Genomic DNA, 21,590 nt, shown 5'->3' with positions numbered 1-21,590 from the left:
AAATGACTTTTCGATCGACCATATTATCACCTCCACACTGTTTGATATACTCAGTATTTACAAATGAGAGGCATATGAAACTAGTAAAATTAAAAAAGCTTCCGTGAGGAAGCTGAGTAGTTACGTTTTATCAAGCGAAAAGAGAGCATATGAAGTATGGAATTGCGACGTTAGGAATTGGTGGTGGAATAGGGTTAGCGCTATTATTTGAAAAAGTAGAAGACTAGAAAAGAACTAGTTTTCTACTTTTTGAGGAACATAAGCATTGCTACCAGGTTGTGCTTTTATTTCATTCCAAGCAGCGATAGCATCAGCTTTTGATTTCCCTTTGTTATTTGGATCTTCGAAAAAGTCGCGAGTGAAACGATTGTATTCAAACTGCGCGCTAATAGTTGTTTTGTATGTAGGATCTTTTTTTCGTTCGTTTTCTTCATACCAAAACGTTAGCGCGTCTTCATATGTTTTTCCGACATTCTCTTTAAAAAACTTTTGAAGAGCTACTGTAAAGCGGAAGTTTGCTCCGATTTTTTCTTTGAAAAAAGCACGAACTTCTTCGCTGCAGCGGTGATTGTTAGTAATAATCGTTAGAAGAGAAAGTTCTTTATAAGAGAGGGAAGCTTTACTCACCTTTTGACGAGAGTTGTTTTTTAATATTTTACCAGTATGTAAATAATGTGAGATACGCTCGGTTATTTCAATCTTAGAGCCACTAGCTGGCAAACCATGCTCACGACAAAATGTTTGGAGTTCTGCTTTTAACCAATAAAAGTTTTGGAAATCTTCAAGTGATATAGACTTTGTTAAAGGTGGACGCATAGATGTAACAACTTCTTTCTTCCATAATTTTCTTTAATTATAAAACGTATGTTCTTTTTGTGGAAGGATTAATTTGTAAATATAACGGGAAGAGGAGATTACATATGGAAAGTGTAATGCAAGTTCGTGTTACGGGAATTTTAATTGAAGATGAAAAAGTATTGCTAGTAAAGCAAAAAGTTGCTAATCGCAATTGGTTTTTACCTGGGGGAAGGGTAGAGAATGGTGAAACGTTAGAAGAAGCGATGATTCGAGAAATGAGAGAAGAAACAGGATTAGAAGTTAAAATTAAGAAGCTACTCTATGTTTGTGATAAACCAGATGCTAGTCCATCTTTATTACATATTACGTTTCTGCTTGAAAGGATTGAAGGTGAAATTACGCTACCTTCTAATGAGTTTGATCATAATCCAATTCAAGATGTGCAAATGGTACCGATTAAAGATTTAAGTCAATATGGTTTTTCGGAAACTTTTATAACTCTTATAAGTGAAGGTTTTGCAAGTGCAGGGAGTTATCAAGGCTTGAAACAAAATATAGGCTTGTAAATATAGTTGAAGGATAGCAGTTAGCTATCCTTCATAAACATGTTTTACACTTCTGAATGTAAAGAAGAAACAAGTTGATTTAAAAATTCGTCCCCGGTCATAACCGCTTTTCCGCCGCCGCGAGCACTCTTTTTATTTCCGCCACCTTTTCCTTCAATTGTAGGAAGTGCCTCTTTTAAAAGAGCATTCATATCGAGCGTGACTGTTTTTCCGCAAGCAAGGATACATTGTAATTTGTCTTCATTTTCAATAACGAAATATGTAATGGCATGCTCTTGTTGTTCTGTAATAATGGCAGAAAGTTTTGCGATTTCTTGCATAGAGCGATTTGTAAATACTTTAGAAATAAGTATGCCAGCATGTATTTCCGTAGGCTGTTGAAGTAGTTCATTTGCCTCTACAAATAATAATTTTTCATTCATTGTTTGTATTGCTTTTTCGTTTTCTTTTTGAGAAGTAAGCAGTTGTGCTACTTTTGCTGGAATATCACTCTCGCTACTGTTTAATTGTTTAGAAACATCCTTCATAATTTGTTGCTGTTGCCCCATAAGTTGTAGTGTGCGCCAGCCAGCTATAAACGTTAATCGTATGCCGCCTTTATTGCGCTCCCATCCTAGTACTTGAATAGGACCTACTTCACCTGTACTTTTCGGATGCGTTCCGCCACAGCCGTTGTAGTCGAAGTTTTCAATTATAACAACACGTATATTTTCTGTTATAGTCGGTTCTTTACGAAGAGGTAACGTTTTCGCTTCTTCTAAATTCATCCACAGGGTACGGATTGGATGGTTTTCAAAAACAATTTTGTTTGCAATTTTTATCGCCTTTTCAACTATTTCTGCATGAAGATTTTCTGTTTCTAAATCAATTGTTACCGTTTCTTTACCAAGGTGGAATCCAATCGTAGGTATGTTAAAATGGTCCCAAAAAGCAGCAGATAAAATGTGTTGAGCCGCATGTTGCTGCATATGGTCAAAACGGCGCTCCCAATTAATTTTACCTTCTACTTCTTCTGTATGTAATTGTTCGGTAATGAAGTGGCGGATTTCGTCATTGACTTCTTCAACATCGAGTACAGCAATTCCATTTAAAGTTCCAGTATCATGGGGCTGCCCGCCACCTGTCGGATAAAATGCTGTTTCATTTAAAACAACGTATAAGTTACCGTCTTTATCATAATCTTGCTTTATGACTTTCGTAGTAAAGTCTTTTTTATAAGCGTCAGTGTAATATAATTTTTGCTCCAATTTTCTTTCCCCTTTCCTGTTCACTAGTTTCATTGTAAAGCAATCGAAATTAGTTTCCTAATATTTCAGAAGAAAGAAACTATTTTTAGAATTTTCTTGCTATAATAAGAAGAAAATGCGGGGGTGGAATGAATATGTTATATGAAAACGGCGTAGATAAACTGCTTAGTTTAAGCAAAAATATTTCTGAATTGTATCGAGAATTAAATGAAATGACCCGGATTTTAACGGATTGTAATCGAGAAAGTGTGAAGTTTGATCGGTTATATGTAAAAGAGGTACTGTGGAAGAAAGAAGATGTAATAGAGAAATATGATCAGCTGCTTGTGCAACTTTGTATAAATGAATGCTTTGATTTAAAAAGTGTCATTACAGGGGAGTATAAGTATACATATGAAGAAGTAGAAAATATCGTTTTACAATTTAATGAGAAGTATAATGTCGTAATTTTAATTAAAGATGTTTGTAAAGAATTACAGTTTACATATGGCATAGATATGGAAATAACGAGAACAGCTCGGGTATCAACAGCTCAAGTATAAAAAGGGAAAAGAAAGCAGATCCTTTGCTTTCTTTTTTTTTGTAAGAACAGGGAGAGTAGGTTTAACGATGAAAGGGAAGTTACAAAATATTCATCCGTTAGGAATGACAATTATAATAGGGACTTTATTTGCGAGGTTCGCCACGTCAATGAGTATTCCTTTTTTAGCAATTCATTTAACGACTGTTAAAGGTGTATCAGCTGGAATGACGGGTGCTATTATCGGAACGAGTGCACTTGTTGGAGTGTTTGCTAGTTTTATCGGAGGGAATTTATCGGATCGATTCGGCCGAAACATGATTATAATATGGTCCATGATCGTTTGGGTGTTTGTATTTATAGGTTTTTCATTTGCAAATCATGTTCTAAGTTTCTTTTTATTAAATGCTTTGAATGGATTATGTCGGTCTTTTTTTGAGCCGACGTCAAGAGCATTATTATCAGATTTAACGAAACCAGAGTATCGTTTACTCGTATATAATTTGCGTTACGGTGCAATCAATGTTGGAGTAGCGATTGGCCCACTTGTCGGATTACAGATTGGAAGTGCAAAATCTACAATTCCTTTTTTAGTAGCAGCTGGAGTATATATTCTATATACAGCTATATTAGCATTCCAATTTAAGAAGTATCCAATTGAAAAAAAGAAAGTAAATACAGAAAAGCCTGTCACAATGTTAAATGCAGTTCGTATATTGCGAAAGGATGTCGTATTTTTAGTTGCCTTAGTCGGTATTATTTTGAGTAATTGTGGCTTTTCACACTTAACGACAACAGTATCTCAATATTTTGCAAATGCACATATATTTCAGGATGGAGTGAAATTATTTTCGTATATGTTAGCTTTAAATGCGATTGTTGTAGTCGTAATTCAATACCCTGTTATTCAAATATGTAAAAAGTATACACCGTTAACATCAATTATGGTTGGAACTTTATTTGTGAGCGGGGGGTTGTTTGGATTTGGAATAGCAGAATCTATGCTAGGTGCTGCTATTTGTACAATTATTTTTACAGTTGGAGAAGTTTTAATGTTTTCCATGACGGATGTATTTATTGATGATATAGCTGTTTCACATTTAAAAGGAACATATTTTGGAGCAATGGGATTTTCAGGGATTGGAGCAGTAATTGGTCCATGGTTTGGAGGAGTGCTTCTCGATTACTACGGGTATCAAAATGGGTTTGTAGTATTTTCAGCACTAGCTATATTTTCAACTGTAGCATTTCCTGTACTTGTAGCTACAAAAGGTTTATTGAAAAAAAGATATGATAGAAATTGTAATTTAGAATTAGATGCGAAATAAAATAAGCCCCAGCAGATGACTGGGGCTTATTTTTGTATTTATCCCGCTATTTGCGGGCAGTAAGAACCCATTGATTAAAGCTTTACTTTATTTTAATTCTCAATTTGAAAAAGAACTTTTTCTTCATGTTTATTAGCAACTTCATTTTTGGAAATATGAATGGCTAAATATCCATTCTCTAAGCAGGCTAGCATCTTTTTATAAATAATAGTAGTGGGTAAAGGGATGATCCGCTGCAAAGAAATATTTTTATGAAGTATGCAAATATTTAGGCCTGTCTCCATCTTTTTAATAACTACATTTTGTTCGGATACATTTGGTACATCTGTTTCCAAAATGTATTCTTGTTCAGTTTCACAAAGGTCAATATGAATTTGATTTGGGAAACTAAAGTTACTACAAGAATCAGAACAAAATTGATCCATCCATTCTTCGAAACCATCAACATGAAAAAGACAATCCTTCTTTTTCTTGCCCATGTAAGACACCCTCCGTAAAATCTCAATTCATACTATGTTATGCATGAATGAAGTAGGGGTGAAGAATAAATGGAAAAATATAAACATTGTATGTGGCAAAGGTAGCTAGTGTGAGCCTTTTGTTTTACATATCATGATGTGCATGATTTTTTTGGCGTGAATGGTTACGGTTTTTTACTTTATGAGATCCGCTTAATGGTTCAGGTTGTCCCTTTTTTTCTTTCGCTTCACGATTGTTTTTTCCCATTGTATGTGACACCTCCTCTTTCTCTTTAGAATGAGAGAAGTTTGCAAATTTATACGAGAATGTTTTTAGAAAAAAAGGTAAAGATAAATGGGACTAACTATTATGGAAAGGGGATTATATAATGCCATATCATAAAGATAAACAACAAGCTTTTCAAGCAGCGCAGCAAGGAGTTACACAAGCAGAACATGCATTTAACAACATTGTGAAAAATGATCCAAACTACGGTCATGATCTAAAAGAATTACGCCAAGAGGTTCAGGAAGCGTATGAACAGATTCAAAATGCGTTAGAAGTCGCTTCAGAAACACAACGTCCACAACTTGAGCAATACGAAAATAATCTCCAAAACATTATGCGAAATGTAGATCAATTAGAAAAGTAAATGAGGTTGTTGTGTATTCGACAACCTCCTACTTTAATGAACATTATGCTAAAACAGAAAATTTTTTTAGTGGTTTTTTCTTTATTATGCGCAGTACATATATTTCAAGTGGAAAAAGTGGAAGCGAAAATGTTGCTCAGAAAAGAGCTAGAACCAACTGGCTATGTAACGTGGGAAGTACCTAATAATGAAAAGATTATTGCCATTACATTTGATGATGGCCCAGATCCAACTTATACACCGCAAGTTTTACATTTATTACGTCAATATAAAGCAGAAGCAACATTTTTTATGATTGGATTTCGAGTTCAGCGTAATCCATATTTAGTGAAACAAGTGTTAAAAGAGGGACATGAAATTGGAAATCATACGATGAATCATTTATATGCGAGTAATTCATCGGATGAAAAATTAGAAAATGATATTTTAGATGGAAAGAAATTTTTCGAAAAATGGGTGAAAGAACCTTTACTATTCCGTCCACCTGGCGGATATATTAACGATGCTGTATTTAAAACAGCGAAAGAAGCAGGTTATCAAACTGTTCTATGGTCGTGGCATCAAGACCCGCGTGATTGGGCAAATCCAGGGGTTGAATCCATTGTAAATCATGTAGTAAAAAATGCTAAAAGTGGAGATATCGTATTGTTACATGATGGAGGAAATGATCGTAGTCAAACAGTAGCAGCATTAGCAAAAATTTTACCTGAGCTGAAAAAACAAGGATATCGATTTGTAACGGTTTCAGAATTACTACGTTATAAACATTAGAAAAAATCCCAAAAGGAAAATATGCCTTTTGGGATTTTTCGTTACTGGTTCTTTTTACGTTTCTTATTATTTTGTCGCTCTGCTGGAGTTAAAGGCTCGTTTGCGAATTCTTCGTTATAACCAGCACCTTGTCCTTGTGCGGATGCTGCATTCATTCCTGAAATAGTATGATTTGCTTTTCTTTTACCCATTTTATTTCACCTCTATAATATTTTTTGTATGTTGAATGATGAGCAGTTCATAGTATGTATGAACTGTAAGTAAAGCACTAATAGAGCACTTTACTTTATGGTAATAGTATTCATAAGGAGCGTGAACACTATTCAAATTTAGAAACATAAAGAAAACTTATGATAATCTATAAGTTTCTTATTATTTACTTATTTAGAAAGTTGTAATAAGATATTATCGTAAGGTATTGAAAAGTTTGTCTACATTTTATATTCAGACAACTTAGTCACGTTTAACAGGGGGGAAACATAATGGTCAAACATAATCCATTTCAATCACGTGCAACTTTTGAAGTAGATGGAAAAACGTATCATTATTATGATTTGAAAGCGCTTGAAAACGCAGGGGTTGGCAACGTATCTCAATTACCATATTCCGTGAAAGTTTTACTTGAATCAGTACTTCGTCAAGTAGACGGACGTGTAATTACAGAAGAACATGTTACAAATTTAGCGAAATGGGGAACGAAAGATGTGCAAGATATCGATGTTCCATTTAAACCATCTCGTGTAATTTTACAAGATTTCACTGGTGTTCCAGCTGTTGTTGATTTGGCTTCGCTTCGTAAAGCAATGGCAGATATGGGCGGGGATCCTGATAAAATTAATCCAGAAATTACTGTAGACCTTGTAATTGACCACTCTGTACAGGTTGATAGAGCGGGTACGGCAGACGCGCTTGCATTCAACATGGACTTAGAGTTTAAACGTAACGAAGAACGTTATAAATTTTTAAGCTGGGCACAAAAATCATTTGATAACTATCGCGCAGTGCCACCAGCTACAGGTATTGTACACCAAGTAAACCTTGAATATTTAGCACCAGTTGTTCATGCTGTGAAAAATGCTGAAGGTGACTTAGTTGCATACCCAGATTCATTAGTTGGAACAGACTCACATACAACAATGATTAACGGTATCGGCGTTCTTGGATGGGGCGTTGGTGGTATTGAAGCGGAAGCAGGAATGCTTGGACAGCCTTCATACTTCCCAGTACCTGAAGTAATCGGTGTGAAATTAACTGGTACACTTCCAAGTGGTACTACAGCAACTGACGTTGCATTAAAAGTAACACAAGTATTACGTCAAAAAGGTGTAGTTGGTAAATTCGTTGAGTTCTTCGGTAATGGACTAAAGAGCATGCCTTTAGCTGACCGTGCAACAATTTCAAATATGGCACCAGAATACGGTGCAACTTGTGGATTCTTCCCAATTGACGATATTTCATTAGAATACTTACGTTTAACAGGTAGAGATGAAGAGCAAATTCGCATTGTTGAAGAATACTGTAAAGCAAATGGTTTATTCTATACAGCAGACAGCAAAGATCCAATTTACACTGATCTTGTTGAAATTGATTTAAATACAATCGAATCTAACCTTTCTGGACCGAAACGCCCACAAGATTTAATTCCACTTTCAGATATGAAAGATGCGTTCCATAAAGCTGTTGTAGCACCAGTTGGAACACAAGGACTTGGATTTAATGAGCAAGAGTTCGATAAAGAAGTGAAGGTTACATTAGAAGATAAAGAAGTAACGATGAAAACAGGTGCAATTGCAATCGCTGCAATTACAAGCTGTACAAATACATCAAACCCATACGTATTAATTGGGGCAGGTCTAGTTGCGAAGAAAGCAATTGAAAAAGGGCTTGTAGTACCTGAGTACGTAAAAACATCATTAGCACCAGGATCTAAAGTTGTTACTGAATACTTAGATAAATCAGGTTTAACAACATATTTAGATCAATTAGGTTTCCAAACAGTTGGTTACGGTTGTACGACTTGTATCGGTAACTCTGGTCCGTTAGCAGAGGAATTAGAAGAAGCAATCGCAGCAAACGATTTATTAGTAACATCTGTTTTATCTGGTAACCGTAACTTTGAAGGTCGTATTCATCCACTTGTAAAAGCAAACTACTTAGCATCACCACCACTTGTTGTGGCATATGCACTTGCAGGTACTGTTGATATTGACCTGAAAAATGATGCAATCGGTAAAGATGCAAATGGCAATGCTGTTTACTTCAACGACATTTGGCCATCAGCTAAAGAAATTGAAGATGTAGTTCAAAACGTTGTTACATCTGAACTGTTCAAGAAAGAATATGCACAAGTATTTAACAGCAATGAGCGCTGGAATGAAATCCAAACTTCAAATGAAGCTTTATATACTTGGGATAATGATTCAACTTATATTCAAAACCCACCGTTCTTTGAAGGATTATCTAAAGAGCCAGGTGAAGTTGAAACGTTATCAGATTTACGCATAGTTGGTAAATTTGGAGACTCTGTAACGACAGACCATATTTCACCAGCAGGTTCAATTGGTAAGCATACACCAGCAGGACGCTACTTATTAGAAAACGGCGTACAACCTGTTGACTTTAACTCTTACGGTTCTCGTCGTGGTAACCACGAAGTTATGATGCGTGGTACATTCGCGAACATCCGTATTAAAAACCAAATCGCACCAGGAACAGAAGGCGGATACACAACATATTGGCCAACTGGTGAAGTAACATCAATCTATGATGCTGCTATGAAATATAAAGAAGATGGCACAGGCCTTCTAGTTATTGCTGGTAAAGATTACGGTATGGGAAGTTCTCGTGATTGGGCTGCGAAAGGTACAAACTTATTAGGTATTAAAGCGGTAATCGCAGAAAGCTTCGAACGTATTCACCGTAGTAACTTAGTATTAATGGGTGTATTACCACTTCAATTTAAAGATGGCGAAAGCGCTGAAACGTTAGGTCTTGTTGGTAACGAGTCATTTGAAATTCAAATTGACAAAACAGTTAGACCACGCGATCTTGTAAAAGTAGTTGCAACTGATGCAGATGGCAACGAAAAACAATTTGAAGTAGTAGCTCGTTTCGATAGTGAAGTAGAAATTGACTACTACCGTCACGGTGGTATTCTGCAAATGGTTCTTCGTGAGAAAATTGAAGAGTCTAAAGTGTCGAACTAAATAATTGAAATGAACGATAAGGAAGCTAACAACTGTTAGCTTCCTTATTTTATGGAAAGGGATGAAGCCATTTGGTTTCATCCCTTTCTTTTTACTATAAAAATGGAGGGAACATCATGAAAGAATATAAAAGAATATTGTTACCGTTACAGAAAGAAAAATTATTAGTAATAGCAGCTGTATGTAGTGGATGCTTTGCTGCTATTTTAAATTTATCTCGTCCACTATTCATGGGATTAATTGTAGATAACCTTATTCAACGAGAGTTAAAGGAGGTGTATCTTTACATTACTTTGTTTGCAGCTAGCCGCTTGTTGATGTGGGTGAACAATCTTTCATTTGATTATGTAAGTTCAAAAGCGAGTCAGCGAATATTACGAGAGAAGCGTATAGATGTATTGCGTCATTTCTTCTCATTACCGTTTGAAGAGAGTGAGAAGATTAAGGGAGGAGAGTTAGAGACATTAGTTGTGTCTGATATTCCGAACTGGGTCAGATTATATGGATCTATATTAATAGAATATATACACGCTATTGCCCAATTTATTGGCGCAATCATAGCACTACAACATATAGATATAAAGTTCATATTGTGGGTAGCTCCGTTTTTATTTTTAAGTGCAACGGTTCCGATGTTGATGGGGAAAAAGGTAAGAAATATCGCCAGCATTGCTCAAAGAAATCAATCAAATGTTGTAGAGATGGTGTCACAGTTTGTAAAAGGAGCACAAGATTTACGTAGTTTGCAAAAAGAAAAATGGGCCATTCGCTTATTTAAGGGAGTAACGGCACAATCTTATAAAACAGAAGTAAAGAAGACGATGATGCAACATTGCATTGGAGTAGTTGGAACCGTGATTGAAACAGGGGCATATATCGTTGTTCTCATTATAGGCGCGCAGAAAATAATGAAGGGGGAAATGGAAGTTGGTTCAATTGTTGCCGTGTTAGCCACAATTGAAATGCTCTTTTTTCCAGTCCGCTACGTTGGCGATTTATTAATGATGACACAAGTTGCAGTCGCTTCGGCAAATAGAGTTTTTTCCTTTTTAGATAAACGAGTGGCAAATAGTAAGGTAGAAAGAGCGATGGGGATGACGGTAACAAATGTTTCATTTCAGGAGAGTAATGAAGAGAAATGCAGAATTCATAATATTGATTTGCAAATTAATCCTGGTGAACTCGTTATGATTGTAGGAGAAAGTGGTGCAGGAAAGACGACACTTTTAAAATTAATGATAGGGTTGTATAAACCATCTAACGGTAACATTGTTTATTATGGTGATGAGGCTCGTATGACGACAGTGTGGCAAGAACCTCGTTTCTTTCGGACGACAGTAAAAGAGAATATGTATTTCGGGGGAAAGTATCTAGAAAATCAGTTAGAAAAAAATATGGAACTTGTAAATGTGAAACCGATTATTAGTGATTTACCTAGGGGGATTGAAACTGTACTACATAAAAGCGGGGAAGAGTTTTCTGGAGGGGAAAGAAAACGTCTTGCATTATTACGCGCTATTGGTTCAAATCCGAATCTTATTATTTTAGATGAACCGACTGCGGGATTAGATCCGGGCAATCAAGAAACTGTTTGGAATATGATAGAAGGATTAGGAAGAGGGGTCACAAGAATTGTGGCAACACATGATGTAGAGAAAGCGATACTAGCAGATCGTGTTGTTATAATGAGAGAAGGAAGTATTGTTGCATGTGGAAGTCCTGAAAAATTAATAAATAGTCATTCGTTTTTACAGAGATATGAATAAAGATAAGAGCAGTGCTCTTATCTTTATTCAGCATAATTTATTTGATACTCGATAGATTCGGAGTGATTCAGATCAACGTTTAAAGTAGCAGTCATAAGGAAAGTTGCAATTCCGAGAATTAAGAAAAGGACGAATGAGACTAGAGAGACGTAGAGACAAATACGCCCTACTTTCTTTTTTTCAAGATCTTTACTAAAGAGTGAAATGATCCATGTAATAATGCCGATTGGGTATAAAAGAAAACTAAGAATATATAATGTTGTTTTTTCGAATGAATTCATAAACAATCCCCCTTTTGTTGAAGGTTATATAACTACGAGAGTAAATAGGTAAGTGGGTCAATAAGAAGATAAAACACCTCATCTGTTTTTCTAATTATATGATAAAAAGGAAAAAACTTCACTTTAAATAAGAATATTCTAATTATTTTGACTGTGAATATTTCCAAGCTTGTCCGTATAAGCTAAAATAAGGTATATAGTATTTGGGTAATTAGATTAATAAGAAGATAAATACGTTAGGGTGATATAAAATGTGGCGGAAGCTTACGATTATTGTAGTGTTACTTTGTTTAGCGGGATATGCAGCTTATGAACAGTTTGGTAAAAAAGACCAGGCGGTACAAGGGGAGCAAGAAAAAAGTGAAGCTGCTATGAAAGAGATGATTGCAAGTAATGGTATCGAAATAGGGAAGAGTGCGCCAAACTTTGAATTAACGAAGTTAGATGGAACGAATGTAAAGTTATCAGATTTGAAAGGAAAGAAAGTGATTTTAAACTTTTGGGCAACGTGGTGTGGACCTTGCCAGCAAGAAATGCCGGATATGGAGGCTTTCTATAAAGAACATAAAGAAAATGTAGAAATTTTAGCAATAAATTATACGCCTTCAGAAAAGGGGGGGGGAGTAGAAAAGGTAAGCAATTTTGCAAAAGAAAAAGGAATTACTTTTCCTATTTTATTGGACAAGAACATTGATGTGACAACAGCGTATAAAGTAATTACGATTCCAACTTCGTATTTTATAGATACGAAAGGTGTCATTCAAGATAAGTTTATTGGACCGATGACGCAAAAAGAGATGGAGAAACGGATTACTAAATTAAAATAATGGTGAAAAGGTAGAGGTGGAAAGTTACCATTTCTGCCTTTTCTTTTTCACGTAGTGATAGCAGCATGTTATGATAAAAGAAATATAAACGTTTAGAGGTAAAGGAGTGTTTGGAGTGGGGAATATATCCTTACCGTTAGATTATGTTGTAATTGATTTTGAAACAACAGGATTTAACCCTTATAATGATAAAATTATTCAAGTAGCAGCAGTGAAATATCGTAATCATGAACTAGTAGATCAATTTGTTTCCTATGTGAATCCAGAGCGTTCAATTCCGGACCGAATAACGAGTTTAACAGGTATTACAAATTATCGTGTTTCAGATGCACCGACGATTGAAGAAGTATTACCTTTATTTTTAGCATTTTTACATACAAATGTTATTGTCGCTCATAATGCATCTTTTGATATGCGTTTTTTAAAAAGTAATGTAAATATGCTTGGGCTGCCTGAACCTCAAAATAAAGTGATTGATACTGTGTTTTTAGCGAAGAAATATATGAAGCACGCACCTAATCATAAACTTGAAACGTTAAAGCGAATGCTTGGCATTCGTTTAAGTTCTCATAATGCATTTGATGATTGTATTACTTGTGCAGCTGTTTATCAAAAATGTGCATCTATTGAAGAAGAAACAAACAGGAAATCGAATACAGAAGTACTTGATGAAACAGCAGTATATGAAGCAGTAAAAAAGATACTTGTACGAAATAAACGTGATATCGAATGGATTCGTTGTATGAATGTAGGAAGCTATTTAGATATAAAAGCTTTTTATCCAGTTATGAGAGTAAAAGTAAAAGGGCGAAAGAAATACGTATTAACAGAGATATTAGAAGATGATGTGAAAGAAATATGTACGAGTTTAAATTGTGAACCCGCGTTAAAAAGTGAAGTTGGTAATACGAGAATTATGCTTAATAGCTTAGAGGATGTCCTGAAATTAGAAAGTTATATTTTAGGACAGTATGATTTCGTACTGCAAGCGCTAAGTGAGTATAAGCAAAGTGAAATGAATGCAGATGAAAAGCTAAAAGAATATTTAAATATAATGGTATAAAAAACTCCGTGTACAAGAAGTTGTGCACGGAGTTTTTTTAGGAGTACTAAAACATAAAATTTTCTTACAAATCTGATTAAAGAGTTTTTCATTTGCTCATACTATGTATAGTAAGAATGCGAAGGAGAGAGGGTGAACAGCATGAGAAGAAGTCGTCGTAAATCATTTGACGAACTTGTGAAAGAAAATAAACAACAATTATTAAGTGATCGTGATGCAATCGATCGCATTGAAGAGCGTATTGAAAAACGTTATGAAATGCAACTTTTTAAGCAAGCTGAATAATTCTTAACACTAGTACGATACTAGTGTTAAGGAGGCGATAGTAATGGGTAATCCGAAAAAGAATTCAAAAGACTTTGCACCGAATCATATTGGAACACAATCAAAAAAAGCTGGTGGCAATAAAGGAAAGCAAATGCAAGACCAAACAGGCAAACAACCGATTGTTGATAACGGTTAAAAAAGGGAGAATGTTGTCATTCTTCTTTTTGTGACGGATTTTTAATAGTCAAAAAGGGCTGACTTATGTCAGCCCTTTTTCGTAATCGTAAAATTTTCAACGAGTAAACGCCAATTTTGCGGGAATGGTAAGCCAATCTTCCAGTAACTAATACCGCCTATACCTTGTTCTTTCATTAAATTGAATTTGCTTTGAACAGACCGTGAATCTTCAAACCAAACTTCGTGTTGAACACCATTTTCATCAAAATAATTAAAATGAGGAGCTTGAGCTGTGAAATCATAGCGGATGGGGACATTGTATTTACGAGCTAGTGCGACAGCTGCGACAGAGCTAATTGCTTTTGCAGGCGGATTGCCTTGTTTGAACGGAAGTTTCCAATCGAATCCGTATAAGTTTTGCCCCATCATAATTTTTTGGGGAGGCATTTGAGATTTTGCATATTGAAGTACTTCTTTTACAGGACCGATAGGAGAAATAGCCATCGGTGGCCCGCCTTGCCAACCCCAGTCATATGTCATAATGACGACGAAATCAACAATTTGCCCTTGTGCTTTATAATCGTGAGCTTCGAAAAATTTTCCCTTTTGATTTGAACTTGTTTTCGGTACAAGCGTTGTACTCAATGTGTATCCGTTAGGTAAGCGTGTTTTTACATTTCGTAAAAAACGATTATACGCTTCGCGATCTTCAGGTGCTATACTCTCGAAATCAAAATGAATGTCTCGCATACCGTACTTCTCAGCTGTTTGTAAAATGTTAGTAATAAATTTGTTTTGAATCGATGCATCGCGTAAAATAACCGATGTCAGATCGGCACTGAAATTTCCATTTTCAATATTTGTAATAACGAGCATCGGGATGGTTTTGCCTTGCGTTGCAATATTAGCGATTTTAGCTGTTTCAGTTGGTTCTTTTAACGTACCATCTCTTTTTGCCTCGAAACTGAAGTAAGCCAAATATGTTAAAAATGGATTAATGGCACGCGTAGCGTTAACCAAACTTTCTTTTATTGGTATTGTTGAAGGTTGTAAATAAGCGATGGATTCTACTGCGCGTTTTGTCCCTTTTGGTATATATAATTGCTGTCCAACATGGAGAATGGATTTTAAAGATAAGTTATTAACCTTAGCTAAACTAGCGAGAGGTACGTTATATGTTTGAGAGATTCGATATAGGCTATCGCCAGGCTGTACATAATAATTATTCCCTTTCGTATTAACGATCAGTGCCTGACCTACAACGAGTGTTTCAGCTGGATTTAGTCCATTGTCCTTTACTATTTCGTCAGGTGTTGATCCGTACTTTGATGCCAAGCTATATACGCTATCACCGCTACGAACAGTTACAATTTGAATCATATGCTTGCTCCTTTCAGTAAAAGATTCACTGTTTTTATTTTATTTTTGATGTCACTGTATTATGATTAAATGTATGCAAGGTAGCAGAAGTGAAAGAAGGCGAATACATATGTTTGTAGCAGAACATGAAGTTGAAATCCGTTATGCGGAAACAGATCAAATGGGTGTTGTTTACCATTCAAACTATTTGGTGTGGCTTGAACTAGGTCGCACGAAACTTATACAAGATTTAGGATTTTCATATGTTGAAATGGAGAAAGAGGGAATTATTTCTCCTGTGTTAGATTTGCGAATTTCATATCGTAAAGCGATGCGTTACGGAGAAAAAGCAATTGTGAAAACGTGGATTGATACTGTTAGTCCGCTTCGCGTTGTATATGGTTATGAAATATATAACGGTGAAGGTGAACTTTGCATTACTGCAAGTACGACGAATATTTGCGCGAAAAAAGAAGGGTTCAGGCCTGTATCATTTAAAAAGTTATATCCAGAGTGGTATGCGAAATATGAGGAAATTAAGAAAAAATAAAAAAGCGTGGCAGAAGCCACGCTTTTTTATTTTTCATAATTAAATTGCGGGAAATCATCACCGTCGTTAAATGTAACAGCTAAATTATGTCCATCGAAGAACCACTCATCATCGCCTTCAATAAAGAAGTTAATACCTTCTTCTTGAGTTTGAACAGCAGGATGTGCAGGATCATCTTTACGAATACCTAAAGAAAGTCCTTTTTGCACAGTACTGCAACCGCCGTATTGTACGAAAAGGCGTAGTGTTTCACCCGATTGTAAGTTTAATTCGTTTTTATACCATTGTGCTGCTTCTTTTGTTACGGAAAGATTCATGTATAGTTCCTCCAAATTATGTTGCTTTTTCTTTAGTATAAAAAATAACGCAAAAAGACGCTATTAATATGCTTCACGTTTTCTTTTTGCGTTATGTGGGTTACGATCTTATTTTTGCTTTTTTGAAAAGTTTGCTTTCGGTTCAGTTTTATTTATAATTCGTCCGATATTTGCACGGTGTTTATAAATAACCATACCTGCTAATAAACACATCGCAATAATGAAGATTTTATCCCCGCTAACAATGGATGCAATAACAGCAACGACGGCTGTTACCATAGAAGAAAGTGATACGTATCTTGTTGTAAATAAAAGGCTGAAAAAGACAACAGCTAATATTGCAAAAACAACTGGAGAGTAGCATAATAGCACGCCAGCAGAAGTTGCAACAGCTTTACCACCACGGAATTTCGCGAAAATCGGATACACATGTCCAAGAACAGCTGCTAATCCGAACCATAGTGGGTGAACATCTAAACCGAAAATAATCGGTAGACTTGTTGCTAATGTACCTTTTAAAATGTCAGCAATTGTAACGATAAAACCTGCTTTTTTCCCTAGTGTGCGGAATGTATTTGTTCCGCCTAGATTACCGCTTCCGTGCTCACGAATATCGATTCCGTAGCCGATTTTTCCAACGACTAGTGCGAATGGAATCGAGCCAAGTAAGTAGGCAACGATAAATAAAAGATATGTAATAACCATAAGTTCAGTCTCCTTTATTCAAATGTGTTGATAAAGGGTAAAAAGAGTTTTTCCCGTATATTGTACCATACATTTGTAAAGAGCACATTTCTTTTTTGTAAATGAAAAATTCATTATTTCGTGAAAAAAATTTCACAGGAATGTTACATTTCTCACAGAAACACCAAGACTATATGTAGTAACATTTTAATCAAAAGACAACAACATATTGGTGGAGGGTTATAAATGTTACAACGAAATGTACGTGGAGAAGAATTAATGAGAGTGTTTGAGACGATTGTCCACGGTAGTGAGCAAGATTTAATGCAAGAAAATGCAAATGTAGATGGTCGCTCTCCAATGGGAGTAATGGGAACGTTCGCATCAGAGAGTGCGAAATATTATGCAGTTGAAAATTTATTGTCAGATCAAGTGAAAAAAGCGATAAATCAAAATATATTATATCCACATGACTTAGATTTTTATGCGACAGGAACGACGACTTGTTCGCAAATTCCGTTAGCGCAAATGCTTGCGGACGGTTTTCATACCGGACATGGGCATATGAGACAACCGCAGGATATTAAAAGTGCATTGGCTCTTTCGTCTATTATTTTTCAGGCGAATCAAAATATGCAGCACGGTGGTCAATCATTTGCACTCTTTGATATTGATTTAGCTCCATATGTGAGAAAAACAGTAGCGAGACATAAGAAACGATTACAGTCATATCCGCTTACGAAAGAACAAATAGAAGAATTTGCATGGAAAGAAACAGAAAATGATACGTATCAGGCGTGTGAAGCTTTCGTTCATAATTCAAATAGTATGCACAGTAGGGGCGGGGGACAAGTACCGTTTATTTCTATTAATTATGGAACAGACACATCAAAAGAGGGACGGTTATTAGTTAGACAAATTTTAAAAGCGACACAAGCTGGTCTTGGTAAAGGAGAAACACCAATTTTTCCGATTCAAATTTTTAAAATGAAAAAAGGTGTGAACTTTGAAGAATGTGATCCGAACTATGATTTATTTGAATTAGCGTTAGAGACAACGGCTGAACGATTATTCCCTAACTTTTCATTTTTAGATGCGCCATTTAATGCAGTGCATTATGACGGACGACCGGAAAGTGAAGTATGTTATATGGGATGTCGTACCCGTGTCATGTCTAACATACATGGAGAAGAAACAGCGATTGGAAGAGGCAATTTATCATTTACGTCTATCAACTTAGTGAAATTAGCGTTAATTAGTGGTTCAAAAGAAGCATTTTTTGAAGCGTTAAATTATTACTTAGATTTAGGGATTAAGCAATTATTAGAGAGATTTGAGTATCAATGTACGAAGCGAGCAAGAGATTTTCGATTTTTATATTCACAAGGTGTATGGCGCGGTGGAGAGAAGTTACAGCCTGAAGATTCTGTAGCATCCATTTTAAAGCAAGGGACGTTAAGTCTTGGTTTTATCGGTCTTGCGGAGTGTTTAGTAGCTTTAACAGGAAAGCATCATGGAGAAGATGAAGAATCATGGAAACTCGGATATGAAATCATTTCCTTTATGAGAGATAGAATGGATAAAGCAACGGAAGAACATGAACTGAATTTCTCATTAATTGCAACTCCTGCAGAAGGGTTATCAGGGAAGTTTGTGAAAAAAGATAGAGAAGAATTTGGTGTGATTAGCGGTATAACGAACCATAATTATTATACGAATTCATTCCATATCCCAGTTTACTATAGCATTCAAGCGATAAATAAAATTCGTTTAGAAGGACCTTTCCATGCTCTATGTAACGGGGGACATATTACGTATATTGAGCTAGATGGAGCAGCTATGCATAATAAACAGGCGTTAAAACAAATTGTACGAGCGATGGCAAATCATGGCGTTGGATACGGTTCAATTAATCATCCTGTTGACCGTTGTAAGTGCTGCAGTTATCACGGAGTTATTGGAAATGAATGCCCAAGTTGCGGAAATGAAGACGAAGTTAATATAGAAAGAATTCGCCGTATAACAGGTTATCTTGTAGGAGATATGTCGAAGTGGAATAGTGCGAAACGTAGTGAAGAGATGGATCGGGTGAAGCATAAATGAAAGTGATGAACATCATTCATGATAGTGTAGTAGATGGGGAAGGGTTGCGGACAGTCGTGTTTTTTGCGGGCTGTCCGCATCGTTGTTTTGGTTGCCATAATCCGAAATCGTGGAATATTTGTAATGGAACTGAAATGACAGTAGTAGAAATTGTGAAAGAGATTGCAAGTAATTCATTAACTGATGTAACATTTTCAGGTGGAGATCCATTTTTTCAAGCTGCTGAAGTGAAAAAAGTAGCAAAAGCTGTGAAAGACTTGAAAAAAAATCTTTGGATGTATACAGGTTATACGTTAGAAGAGATACAGAGTTCTCAAAATAATGATATGATAGAGTTGTTACATTATGGGGATGTTTTAGTCGATGGAAGATTTGAAATCGAGAAAAAAGATTTAACACTTCCATTTCGCGGAAGCTCCAATCAACGTATTATTCGATTGAAAGAGTAAAAAGGCGGGATAGATTATATGAATAAAACAGTATTACTAGTTGAAGATGAAAGAAGATTACGTGAAATCGTTAGTGATTATTTTCGTAATGAAGGCTTTGAAGTAATCGAAGCAGAAGACGGGAAAATAGCGTTAGAATTATTTGCAGAGCATGAAATTGATTTAATTATGTTAGATATAATGTTACCAGAAATAGATGGATGGTCTGTTTGTAGACGAATTAGAAAAGAATCAGCAGTACCAATCATTATGTTGACAGCACGTTCGGATGAGGATGATACATTACTAGGGTTCGAATTAGGTGCAGATGAGTATGTAACGAAACCTTTCAGCCCGAAAGTGTTAGTAGCTCGCGCGAAGACATTATTGAAGCGTGCGGATGGCGTGGTAGGAGTAGCGGAAGAAAATGCTATGTCTTTAGCTGGAATAGAAGTGAATCGTCTATCTAGAACCGTTTTAGTAGATGGAGAAGAAATTATATTGACACATAAGGAATTTGAACTTCTTGTTTATTTAATGGAGAACAAAGGAATTGTGTTGTCACGTCAACATTTATTAGATCAGTTATGGGGATATGATTACTACGGTGATGACCGAACGGTTGATACTCATATTAAAAAACTACGAAATAAGCTAGGAGATAAAGCGAAGCATATCGGTACTGTTATTCGAGTTGGTTACAAATTTGAAGAATAACCTTTAAATTACTATGCGCTTTGGCTTTGGGATATAGCAAATTTATACTCTCTTTTGTAGGTGGAATGAACAAAAAATACTTTTCTTGTCTACAATGTTAGATAAGAGTATTTTTTTAATTGGATTTCACGATGAGTTCACAAGAAGGACACAAAACGTGACTATACTGAAAATACGAATTCACCAGAGAGGGGAAGTAAACATGGGATATTACGACGGACCAAATTTAAATGAAGAGCATAGTGAAACGAGAGAAGTGAGAAAATCAGGTAGTAAAAAAGGTTATTTTTTCACAGGTTTAGTCGGAGCTGTAGTTGGGGCTGTCACAATTAGTTTTGCGGCACCATATATGCCATGGGCTCAAAATAATGGAGCGGCTGTATCATCATTCAGTTCGGATTCAAAAGTTGAAGGTACTGTAGTTCCTGTTGTCAATAAAGCAAAAAATGAAACTGATTTACCTGGTATGATTGAAGGCGCGAAAGATGTTGTTGTAGGTGTTATTAATATGCAACAAAGTGTTGATCCATTTGCAATGCAACCGACAGGCCAAGAGCAACAAGCTGGCTCAGGATCAGGTGTTATTTATAAAAAAGCAGGAAATAAAGCGTATATTGTAACGAACAACCATGTAGTAGATGGAGCGAATAAACTTGCTGTAAAACTAAGTGATGGTAAAAAGGTAGATGCAAAACTTGTAGGGAAAGACCCTTGGTTAGATTTAGCGGTTGTAGAAATTGATGGATCTAATGTAAATAAAGTTGCGACTTTAGGTGATTCAAGTAAACTTCGTGCGGGTGAAAAAGCGATTGCAATTGGTAACCCACTAGGGTTTGATGGAAGTGTAACGGAAGGTATTATTAGTAGCAAAGAACGTGAAATTCCAGTAGATATCGATGGCGATAAGCGTGCAGATTGGAATGCTCAAGTTATTCAAACAGATGCAGCAATTAACCCAGGTAATAGTGGTGGTGCGTTGTTTAATCAAAATGGTGAAATAATTGGGATTAATTCAAGTAAAATTGCACAACAAGAAGTTGAAGGAATTGGATTTGCTATTCCAATTAATATTGCAAAGCCAGTTATTGAATCACTTGAAAAAGACGGAGTGGTGAAACGTCCAGCTCTTGGAGTAGGTGTCGTTTCATTAGAAGATGTGCAAGCTTATGCAGTAAATCAATTGAAAGTACCGAAAGAAGTAACAAACGGCGTTGTATTAGGTAAAATTTACCCAATATCACCTGCAGAAAAAGCTGGTTTAGAGCAATATGATATTGTAGTATCATTAGATGATCAAAAAGTAGAAAATTCACTTCAATTCCGTAAATATTTATATGAAAAGAAAAAAGTAGGCGAGAAAGTAGAAGTTACATTCTATCGTAACGGTCAAAAAATGACGAAAACAGCTACTTTAGCAGATAATTCAGCTACAAAGAATCAATAATTGAAATAAAAGAAAGTCTCTTTCATATTGAAAGAGACTTTCTTTATCGGCTATACTAAA

The 21,590-nt window shown here is 35.8% G+C and carries 25 protein-coding genes; 16 read left to right on the top strand and 9 right to left on the bottom strand.

What is annotated here, in order from left to right; genetic code table 11:
* Nucleotides 1-234: 234 nt before the first annotated feature.
* Nucleotides 235-816, bottom strand: coding sequence for a DUF6434 domain-containing protein (locus tag JDS99_RS03150; protein WP_199694549.1), 582 nt, complete (start codon nt 814-816; stop codon nt 235-237).
* Nucleotides 817-920: 104 nt separating this feature from the next.
* On the opposite strand from JDS99_RS03150, the gene JDS99_RS03145 reads away from it, so the two are divergent.
* Entirely contained in the window at nt 921-1,364 is a 444-nt protein-coding gene (locus JDS99_RS03145; protein ID WP_199694548.1) for an NUDIX hydrolase, read from the top strand.
* Nucleotides 1,365-1,408: 44 nt separating this feature from the next.
* On the opposite strand, the gene JDS99_RS03140 is transcribed toward JDS99_RS03145, so the two are convergent.
* Complete coding sequence (locus JDS99_RS03140) at nt 1,409-2,611, bottom strand: alanyl-tRNA editing protein (protein WP_199694547.1); 1,203 nt, start codon at nt 2,609-2,611, stop codon at nt 1,409-1,411.
* Nucleotides 2,612-2,745: 134 nt separating this feature from the next.
* Here JDS99_RS03140 and JDS99_RS03135 point away from each other — a divergent pair, with 134 nt between their 5' ends.
* On the top strand, nt 2,746-3,153 hold the full coding sequence (locus JDS99_RS03135) for a hypothetical protein (protein ID WP_137035270.1): 408 nt from the start codon (nt 2,746-2,748) through the stop codon (nt 3,151-3,153).
* Between the two features lie 67 nt (nt 3,154-3,220).
* Nucleotides 3,221-4,459, top strand: a complete 1,239-nt coding sequence (locus tag JDS99_RS03130) for an MDR family MFS transporter (protein ID WP_199694546.1) — start codon at nt 3,221-3,223, stop codon at nt 4,457-4,459.
* A gap of 92 nt (nt 4,460-4,551) precedes the next feature.
* Here the strand turns inward: JDS99_RS03130 and JDS99_RS03125 are convergent, their stop codons facing one another.
* Both JDS99_RS03125 and JDS99_RS03120 read right to left on the bottom strand, forming a co-directional pair.
* Nucleotides 4,552-4,938 carry an Hsp20/alpha crystallin family protein gene (locus JDS99_RS03125; protein WP_142334101.1) on the bottom strand — a complete coding sequence of 129 codons (387 nt, stop codon included), beginning with the start codon at nt 4,936-4,938 and terminating at the stop codon, nt 4,552-4,554.
* Between the two features lie 124 nt (nt 4,939-5,062).
* Nucleotides 5,063-5,185, bottom strand: a complete 123-nt coding sequence (locus JDS99_RS03120; RefSeq protein ID WP_000517650.1) for a small acid-soluble spore protein P — start codon at nt 5,183-5,185, stop codon at nt 5,063-5,065.
* Between the two features lie 121 nt (nt 5,186-5,306).
* Between JDS99_RS03120 and JDS99_RS03115 the strand changes: the two genes are divergently transcribed.
* Together JDS99_RS03115 and pdaB are read left to right on the top strand one after the other, a co-directional pair.
* Nucleotides 5,307-5,570 (top strand): hypothetical protein, encoded by a 264-nt coding sequence (locus JDS99_RS03115; RefSeq protein ID WP_001146292.1) that lies wholly within the window; start codon nt 5,307-5,309, stop codon nt 5,568-5,570.
* A gap of 45 nt (nt 5,571-5,615) precedes the next feature.
* Nucleotides 5,616-6,341 carry a polysaccharide deacetylase family sporulation protein PdaB gene (gene pdaB / locus JDS99_RS03110; RefSeq protein WP_106383428.1) on the top strand — a complete coding sequence of 242 codons (726 nt, stop codon included), beginning with the start codon at nt 5,616-5,618 and terminating at the stop codon, nt 6,339-6,341.
* Nucleotides 6,342-6,382: 41 nt separating this feature from the next.
* On the opposite strand, the gene sspO is transcribed toward pdaB, so the two are convergent.
* A complete protein-coding gene (gene sspO / locus JDS99_RS03105; RefSeq protein ID WP_000518053.1) occupies nt 6,383-6,532 on the bottom strand; it encodes an acid-soluble spore protein SspO in 150 nt (49 codons plus the stop codon).
* A gap of 291 nt (nt 6,533-6,823) precedes the next feature.
* Between sspO and acnA the strand changes: the two genes are divergently transcribed.
* Together acnA and JDS99_RS03095 are read left to right on the top strand one after the other, a co-directional pair.
* Nucleotides 6,824-9,547, top strand: coding sequence for an aconitate hydratase AcnA (acnA, locus tag JDS99_RS03100; RefSeq protein WP_098091639.1), 2,724 nt, complete (start codon nt 6,824-6,826; stop codon nt 9,545-9,547).
* Nucleotides 9,548-9,663: 116 nt separating this feature from the next.
* Nucleotides 9,664-11,313, top strand: coding sequence for an ABC transporter ATP-binding protein (locus tag JDS99_RS03095; RefSeq protein ID WP_199694545.1), 1,650 nt, complete (start codon nt 9,664-9,666; stop codon nt 11,311-11,313).
* 23 nt (nt 11,314-11,336) lie between these two features.
* Here JDS99_RS03095 and JDS99_RS03090 read toward each other — a convergent pair whose 3' ends face one another.
* Entirely contained in the window at nt 11,337-11,594 is a 258-nt protein-coding gene (locus JDS99_RS03090) for a hypothetical protein (RefSeq protein ID WP_199694544.1), read from the bottom strand.
* 251 nt (nt 11,595-11,845) lie between these two features.
* On the opposite strand from JDS99_RS03090, the gene JDS99_RS03085 reads away from it, so the two are divergent.
* The 4 genes from JDS99_RS03085 (at nt 11,846) to sspN (ending at nt 13,947) form a co-directional block, all read left to right on the top strand.
* Complete coding sequence (locus JDS99_RS03085; protein WP_199694543.1) at nt 11,846-12,421, top strand: redoxin domain-containing protein; 576 nt, start codon at nt 11,846-11,848, stop codon at nt 12,419-12,421.
* Between the two features lie 115 nt (nt 12,422-12,536).
* Nucleotides 12,537-13,484 carry a 3'-5' exonuclease gene (locus tag JDS99_RS03080; protein WP_172554522.1) on the top strand — a complete coding sequence of 316 codons (948 nt, stop codon included), beginning with the start codon at nt 12,537-12,539 and terminating at the stop codon, nt 13,482-13,484.
* A gap of 141 nt (nt 13,485-13,625) precedes the next feature.
* Nucleotides 13,626-13,769: an FbpB family small basic protein gene (locus tag JDS99_RS03075; RefSeq protein ID WP_001254698.1), complete on the top strand. Its 144-nt coding sequence runs from the start codon at nt 13,626-13,628 to the stop codon at nt 13,767-13,769.
* Between the two features lie 43 nt (nt 13,770-13,812).
* Entirely contained in the window at nt 13,813-13,947 is a 135-nt protein-coding gene (gene sspN, locus JDS99_RS03070; RefSeq protein WP_000527987.1) for an acid-soluble spore protein SspN, read from the top strand.
* A gap of 68 nt (nt 13,948-14,015) precedes the next feature.
* Here the strand turns inward: sspN and JDS99_RS03065 are convergent, their stop codons facing one another.
* On the bottom strand, nt 14,016-15,308 hold the full coding sequence (locus tag JDS99_RS03065; RefSeq protein ID WP_046957740.1) for a glycoside hydrolase family 18 protein: 1,293 nt from the start codon (nt 15,306-15,308) through the stop codon (nt 14,016-14,018).
* 109 nt (nt 15,309-15,417) lie between these two features.
* On the opposite strand from JDS99_RS03065, the gene JDS99_RS03060 reads away from it, so the two are divergent.
* Entirely contained in the window at nt 15,418-15,837 is a 420-nt protein-coding gene (locus tag JDS99_RS03060) for an acyl-CoA thioesterase (protein ID WP_199694542.1), read from the top strand.
* Nucleotides 15,838-15,863: 26 nt separating this feature from the next.
* Here the strand turns inward: JDS99_RS03060 and JDS99_RS03055 are convergent, their stop codons facing one another.
* The gene (locus tag JDS99_RS03055) at nt 15,864-16,154 is read right to left on the bottom strand and encodes a HesB/YadR/YfhF family protein (RefSeq protein WP_001054448.1); all 291 of its coding nucleotides are present in this window, start codon (nt 16,152-16,154) and stop codon (nt 15,864-15,866) included.
* Nucleotides 16,155-16,262: 108 nt separating this feature from the next.
* On the bottom strand, nt 16,263-16,859 hold the full coding sequence (gene plsY, locus JDS99_RS03050) for a glycerol-3-phosphate 1-O-acyltransferase PlsY (protein ID WP_000237189.1): 597 nt from the start codon (nt 16,857-16,859) through the stop codon (nt 16,263-16,265).
* A gap of 225 nt (nt 16,860-17,084) precedes the next feature.
* Here plsY and JDS99_RS03045 point away from each other — a divergent pair, with 225 nt between their 5' ends.
* The 4 genes from JDS99_RS03045 (at nt 17,085) to JDS99_RS03030 (ending at nt 21,530) form a co-directional block, all read left to right on the top strand.
* Nucleotides 17,085-18,941 carry an anaerobic ribonucleoside triphosphate reductase gene (locus tag JDS99_RS03045; RefSeq protein WP_199694540.1) on the top strand — a complete coding sequence of 619 codons (1,857 nt, stop codon included), beginning with the start codon at nt 17,085-17,087 and terminating at the stop codon, nt 18,939-18,941.
* A complete protein-coding gene (nrdG, locus tag JDS99_RS03040; RefSeq protein WP_048544052.1) occupies nt 18,938-19,390 on the top strand; it encodes an anaerobic ribonucleoside-triphosphate reductase activating protein in 453 nt (150 codons plus the stop codon). Before JDS99_RS03045 ends, nrdG begins: the two co-directional genes overlap by 4 nt.
* Before the next feature lie 18 nt (nt 19,391-19,408).
* On the top strand, nt 19,409-20,086 hold the full coding sequence (locus JDS99_RS03035; RefSeq protein ID WP_001044675.1) for a response regulator transcription factor: 678 nt from the start codon (nt 19,409-19,411) through the stop codon (nt 20,084-20,086).
* Between the two features lie 202 nt (nt 20,087-20,288).
* A complete protein-coding gene (locus JDS99_RS03030; RefSeq protein ID WP_046957742.1) occupies nt 20,289-21,530 on the top strand; it encodes a S1C family serine protease in 1,242 nt (413 codons plus the stop codon).
* Nucleotides 21,531-21,590 lie beyond the last annotated feature (60 nt).

It is taken from the genome of Bacillus cereus group sp. N6 (genome assembly GCF_016483705.1).
Classification (GTDB): domain Bacteria; phylum Bacillota; class Bacilli; order Bacillales; family Bacillaceae_G; genus Bacillus_A; species Bacillus_A wiedmannii.
This window is presented reverse-complemented; position numbering and strand designations above follow the sequence as displayed.

Coding starts and splice junctions, on each gene's coding strand:
- JDS99_RS03130 (WP_199694546.1), top strand. CDS start 3,221: ATGAAAGGGAAGTTACAAAATATTCATCCGTTAGGAATGACAATTATA.
- JDS99_RS03115 (WP_001146292.1), top strand. CDS start 5,307: ATGCCATATCATAAAGATAAACAACAAGCTTTTCAAGCAGCGCAGCAA.
- JDS99_RS03135 (WP_137035270.1), top strand. CDS start 2,746: ATGTTATATGAAAACGGCGTAGATAAACTGCTTAGTTTAAGCAAAAAT.
- JDS99_RS03145 (WP_199694548.1), top strand. CDS start 921: ATGGAAAGTGTAATGCAAGTTCGTGTTACGGGAATTTTAATTGAAGAT.
- JDS99_RS03090 (WP_199694544.1), bottom strand. CDS start 11,594: ATGAATTCATTCGAAAAAACAACATTATATATTCTTAGTTTTCTTTTA.
- JDS99_RS03075 (WP_001254698.1), top strand. CDS start 13,626: ATGAGAAGAAGTCGTCGTAAATCATTTGACGAACTTGTGAAAGAAAAT.
- JDS99_RS03095 (WP_199694545.1), top strand. CDS start 9,664: ATGAAAGAATATAAAAGAATATTGTTACCGTTACAGAAAGAAAAATTA.
- JDS99_RS03045 (WP_199694540.1), top strand. CDS start 17,085: ATGTTACAACGAAATGTACGTGGAGAAGAATTAATGAGAGTGTTTGAG.
- nrdG (WP_048544052.1), top strand. CDS start 18,938: ATGAAAGTGATGAACATCATTCATGATAGTGTAGTAGATGGGGAAGGG.
- JDS99_RS03150 (WP_199694549.1), bottom strand. CDS start 816: ATGCGTCCACCTTTAACAAAGTCTATATCACTTGAAGATTTCCAAAAC.
- JDS99_RS03065 (WP_046957740.1), bottom strand. CDS start 15,308: ATGATTCAAATTGTAACTGTTCGTAGCGGTGATAGCGTATATAGCTTG.
- JDS99_RS03030 (WP_046957742.1), top strand. CDS start 20,289: ATGGGATATTACGACGGACCAAATTTAAATGAAGAGCATAGTGAAACG.
- sspN (WP_000527987.1), top strand. CDS start 13,813: ATGGGTAATCCGAAAAAGAATTCAAAAGACTTTGCACCGAATCATATT.
- JDS99_RS03055 (WP_001054448.1), bottom strand. CDS start 16,154: ATGAATCTTTCCGTAACAAAAGAAGCAGCACAATGGTATAAAAACGAA.
- JDS99_RS03060 (WP_199694542.1), top strand. CDS start 15,418: ATGTTTGTAGCAGAACATGAAGTTGAAATCCGTTATGCGGAAACAGAT.
- plsY (WP_000237189.1), bottom strand. CDS start 16,859: ATGGTTATTACATATCTTTTATTTATCGTTGCCTACTTACTTGGCTCG.
- JDS99_RS03085 (WP_199694543.1), top strand. CDS start 11,846: ATGTGGCGGAAGCTTACGATTATTGTAGTGTTACTTTGTTTAGCGGGA.
- acnA (WP_098091639.1), top strand. CDS start 6,824: ATGGTCAAACATAATCCATTTCAATCACGTGCAACTTTTGAAGTAGAT.
- JDS99_RS03120 (WP_000517650.1), bottom strand. CDS start 5,185: ATGGGAAAAAACAATCGTGAAGCGAAAGAAAAAAAGGGACAACCTGAA.
- pdaB (WP_106383428.1), top strand. CDS start 5,616: ATGCTAAAACAGAAAATTTTTTTAGTGGTTTTTTCTTTATTATGCGCA.
- JDS99_RS03035 (WP_001044675.1), top strand. CDS start 19,409: ATGAATAAAACAGTATTACTAGTTGAAGATGAAAGAAGATTACGTGAA.
- sspO (WP_000518053.1), bottom strand. CDS start 6,532: ATGGGTAAAAGAAAAGCAAATCATACTATTTCAGGAATGAATGCAGCA.
- JDS99_RS03125 (WP_142334101.1), bottom strand. CDS start 4,938: ATGGGCAAGAAAAAGAAGGATTGTCTTTTTCATGTTGATGGTTTCGAA.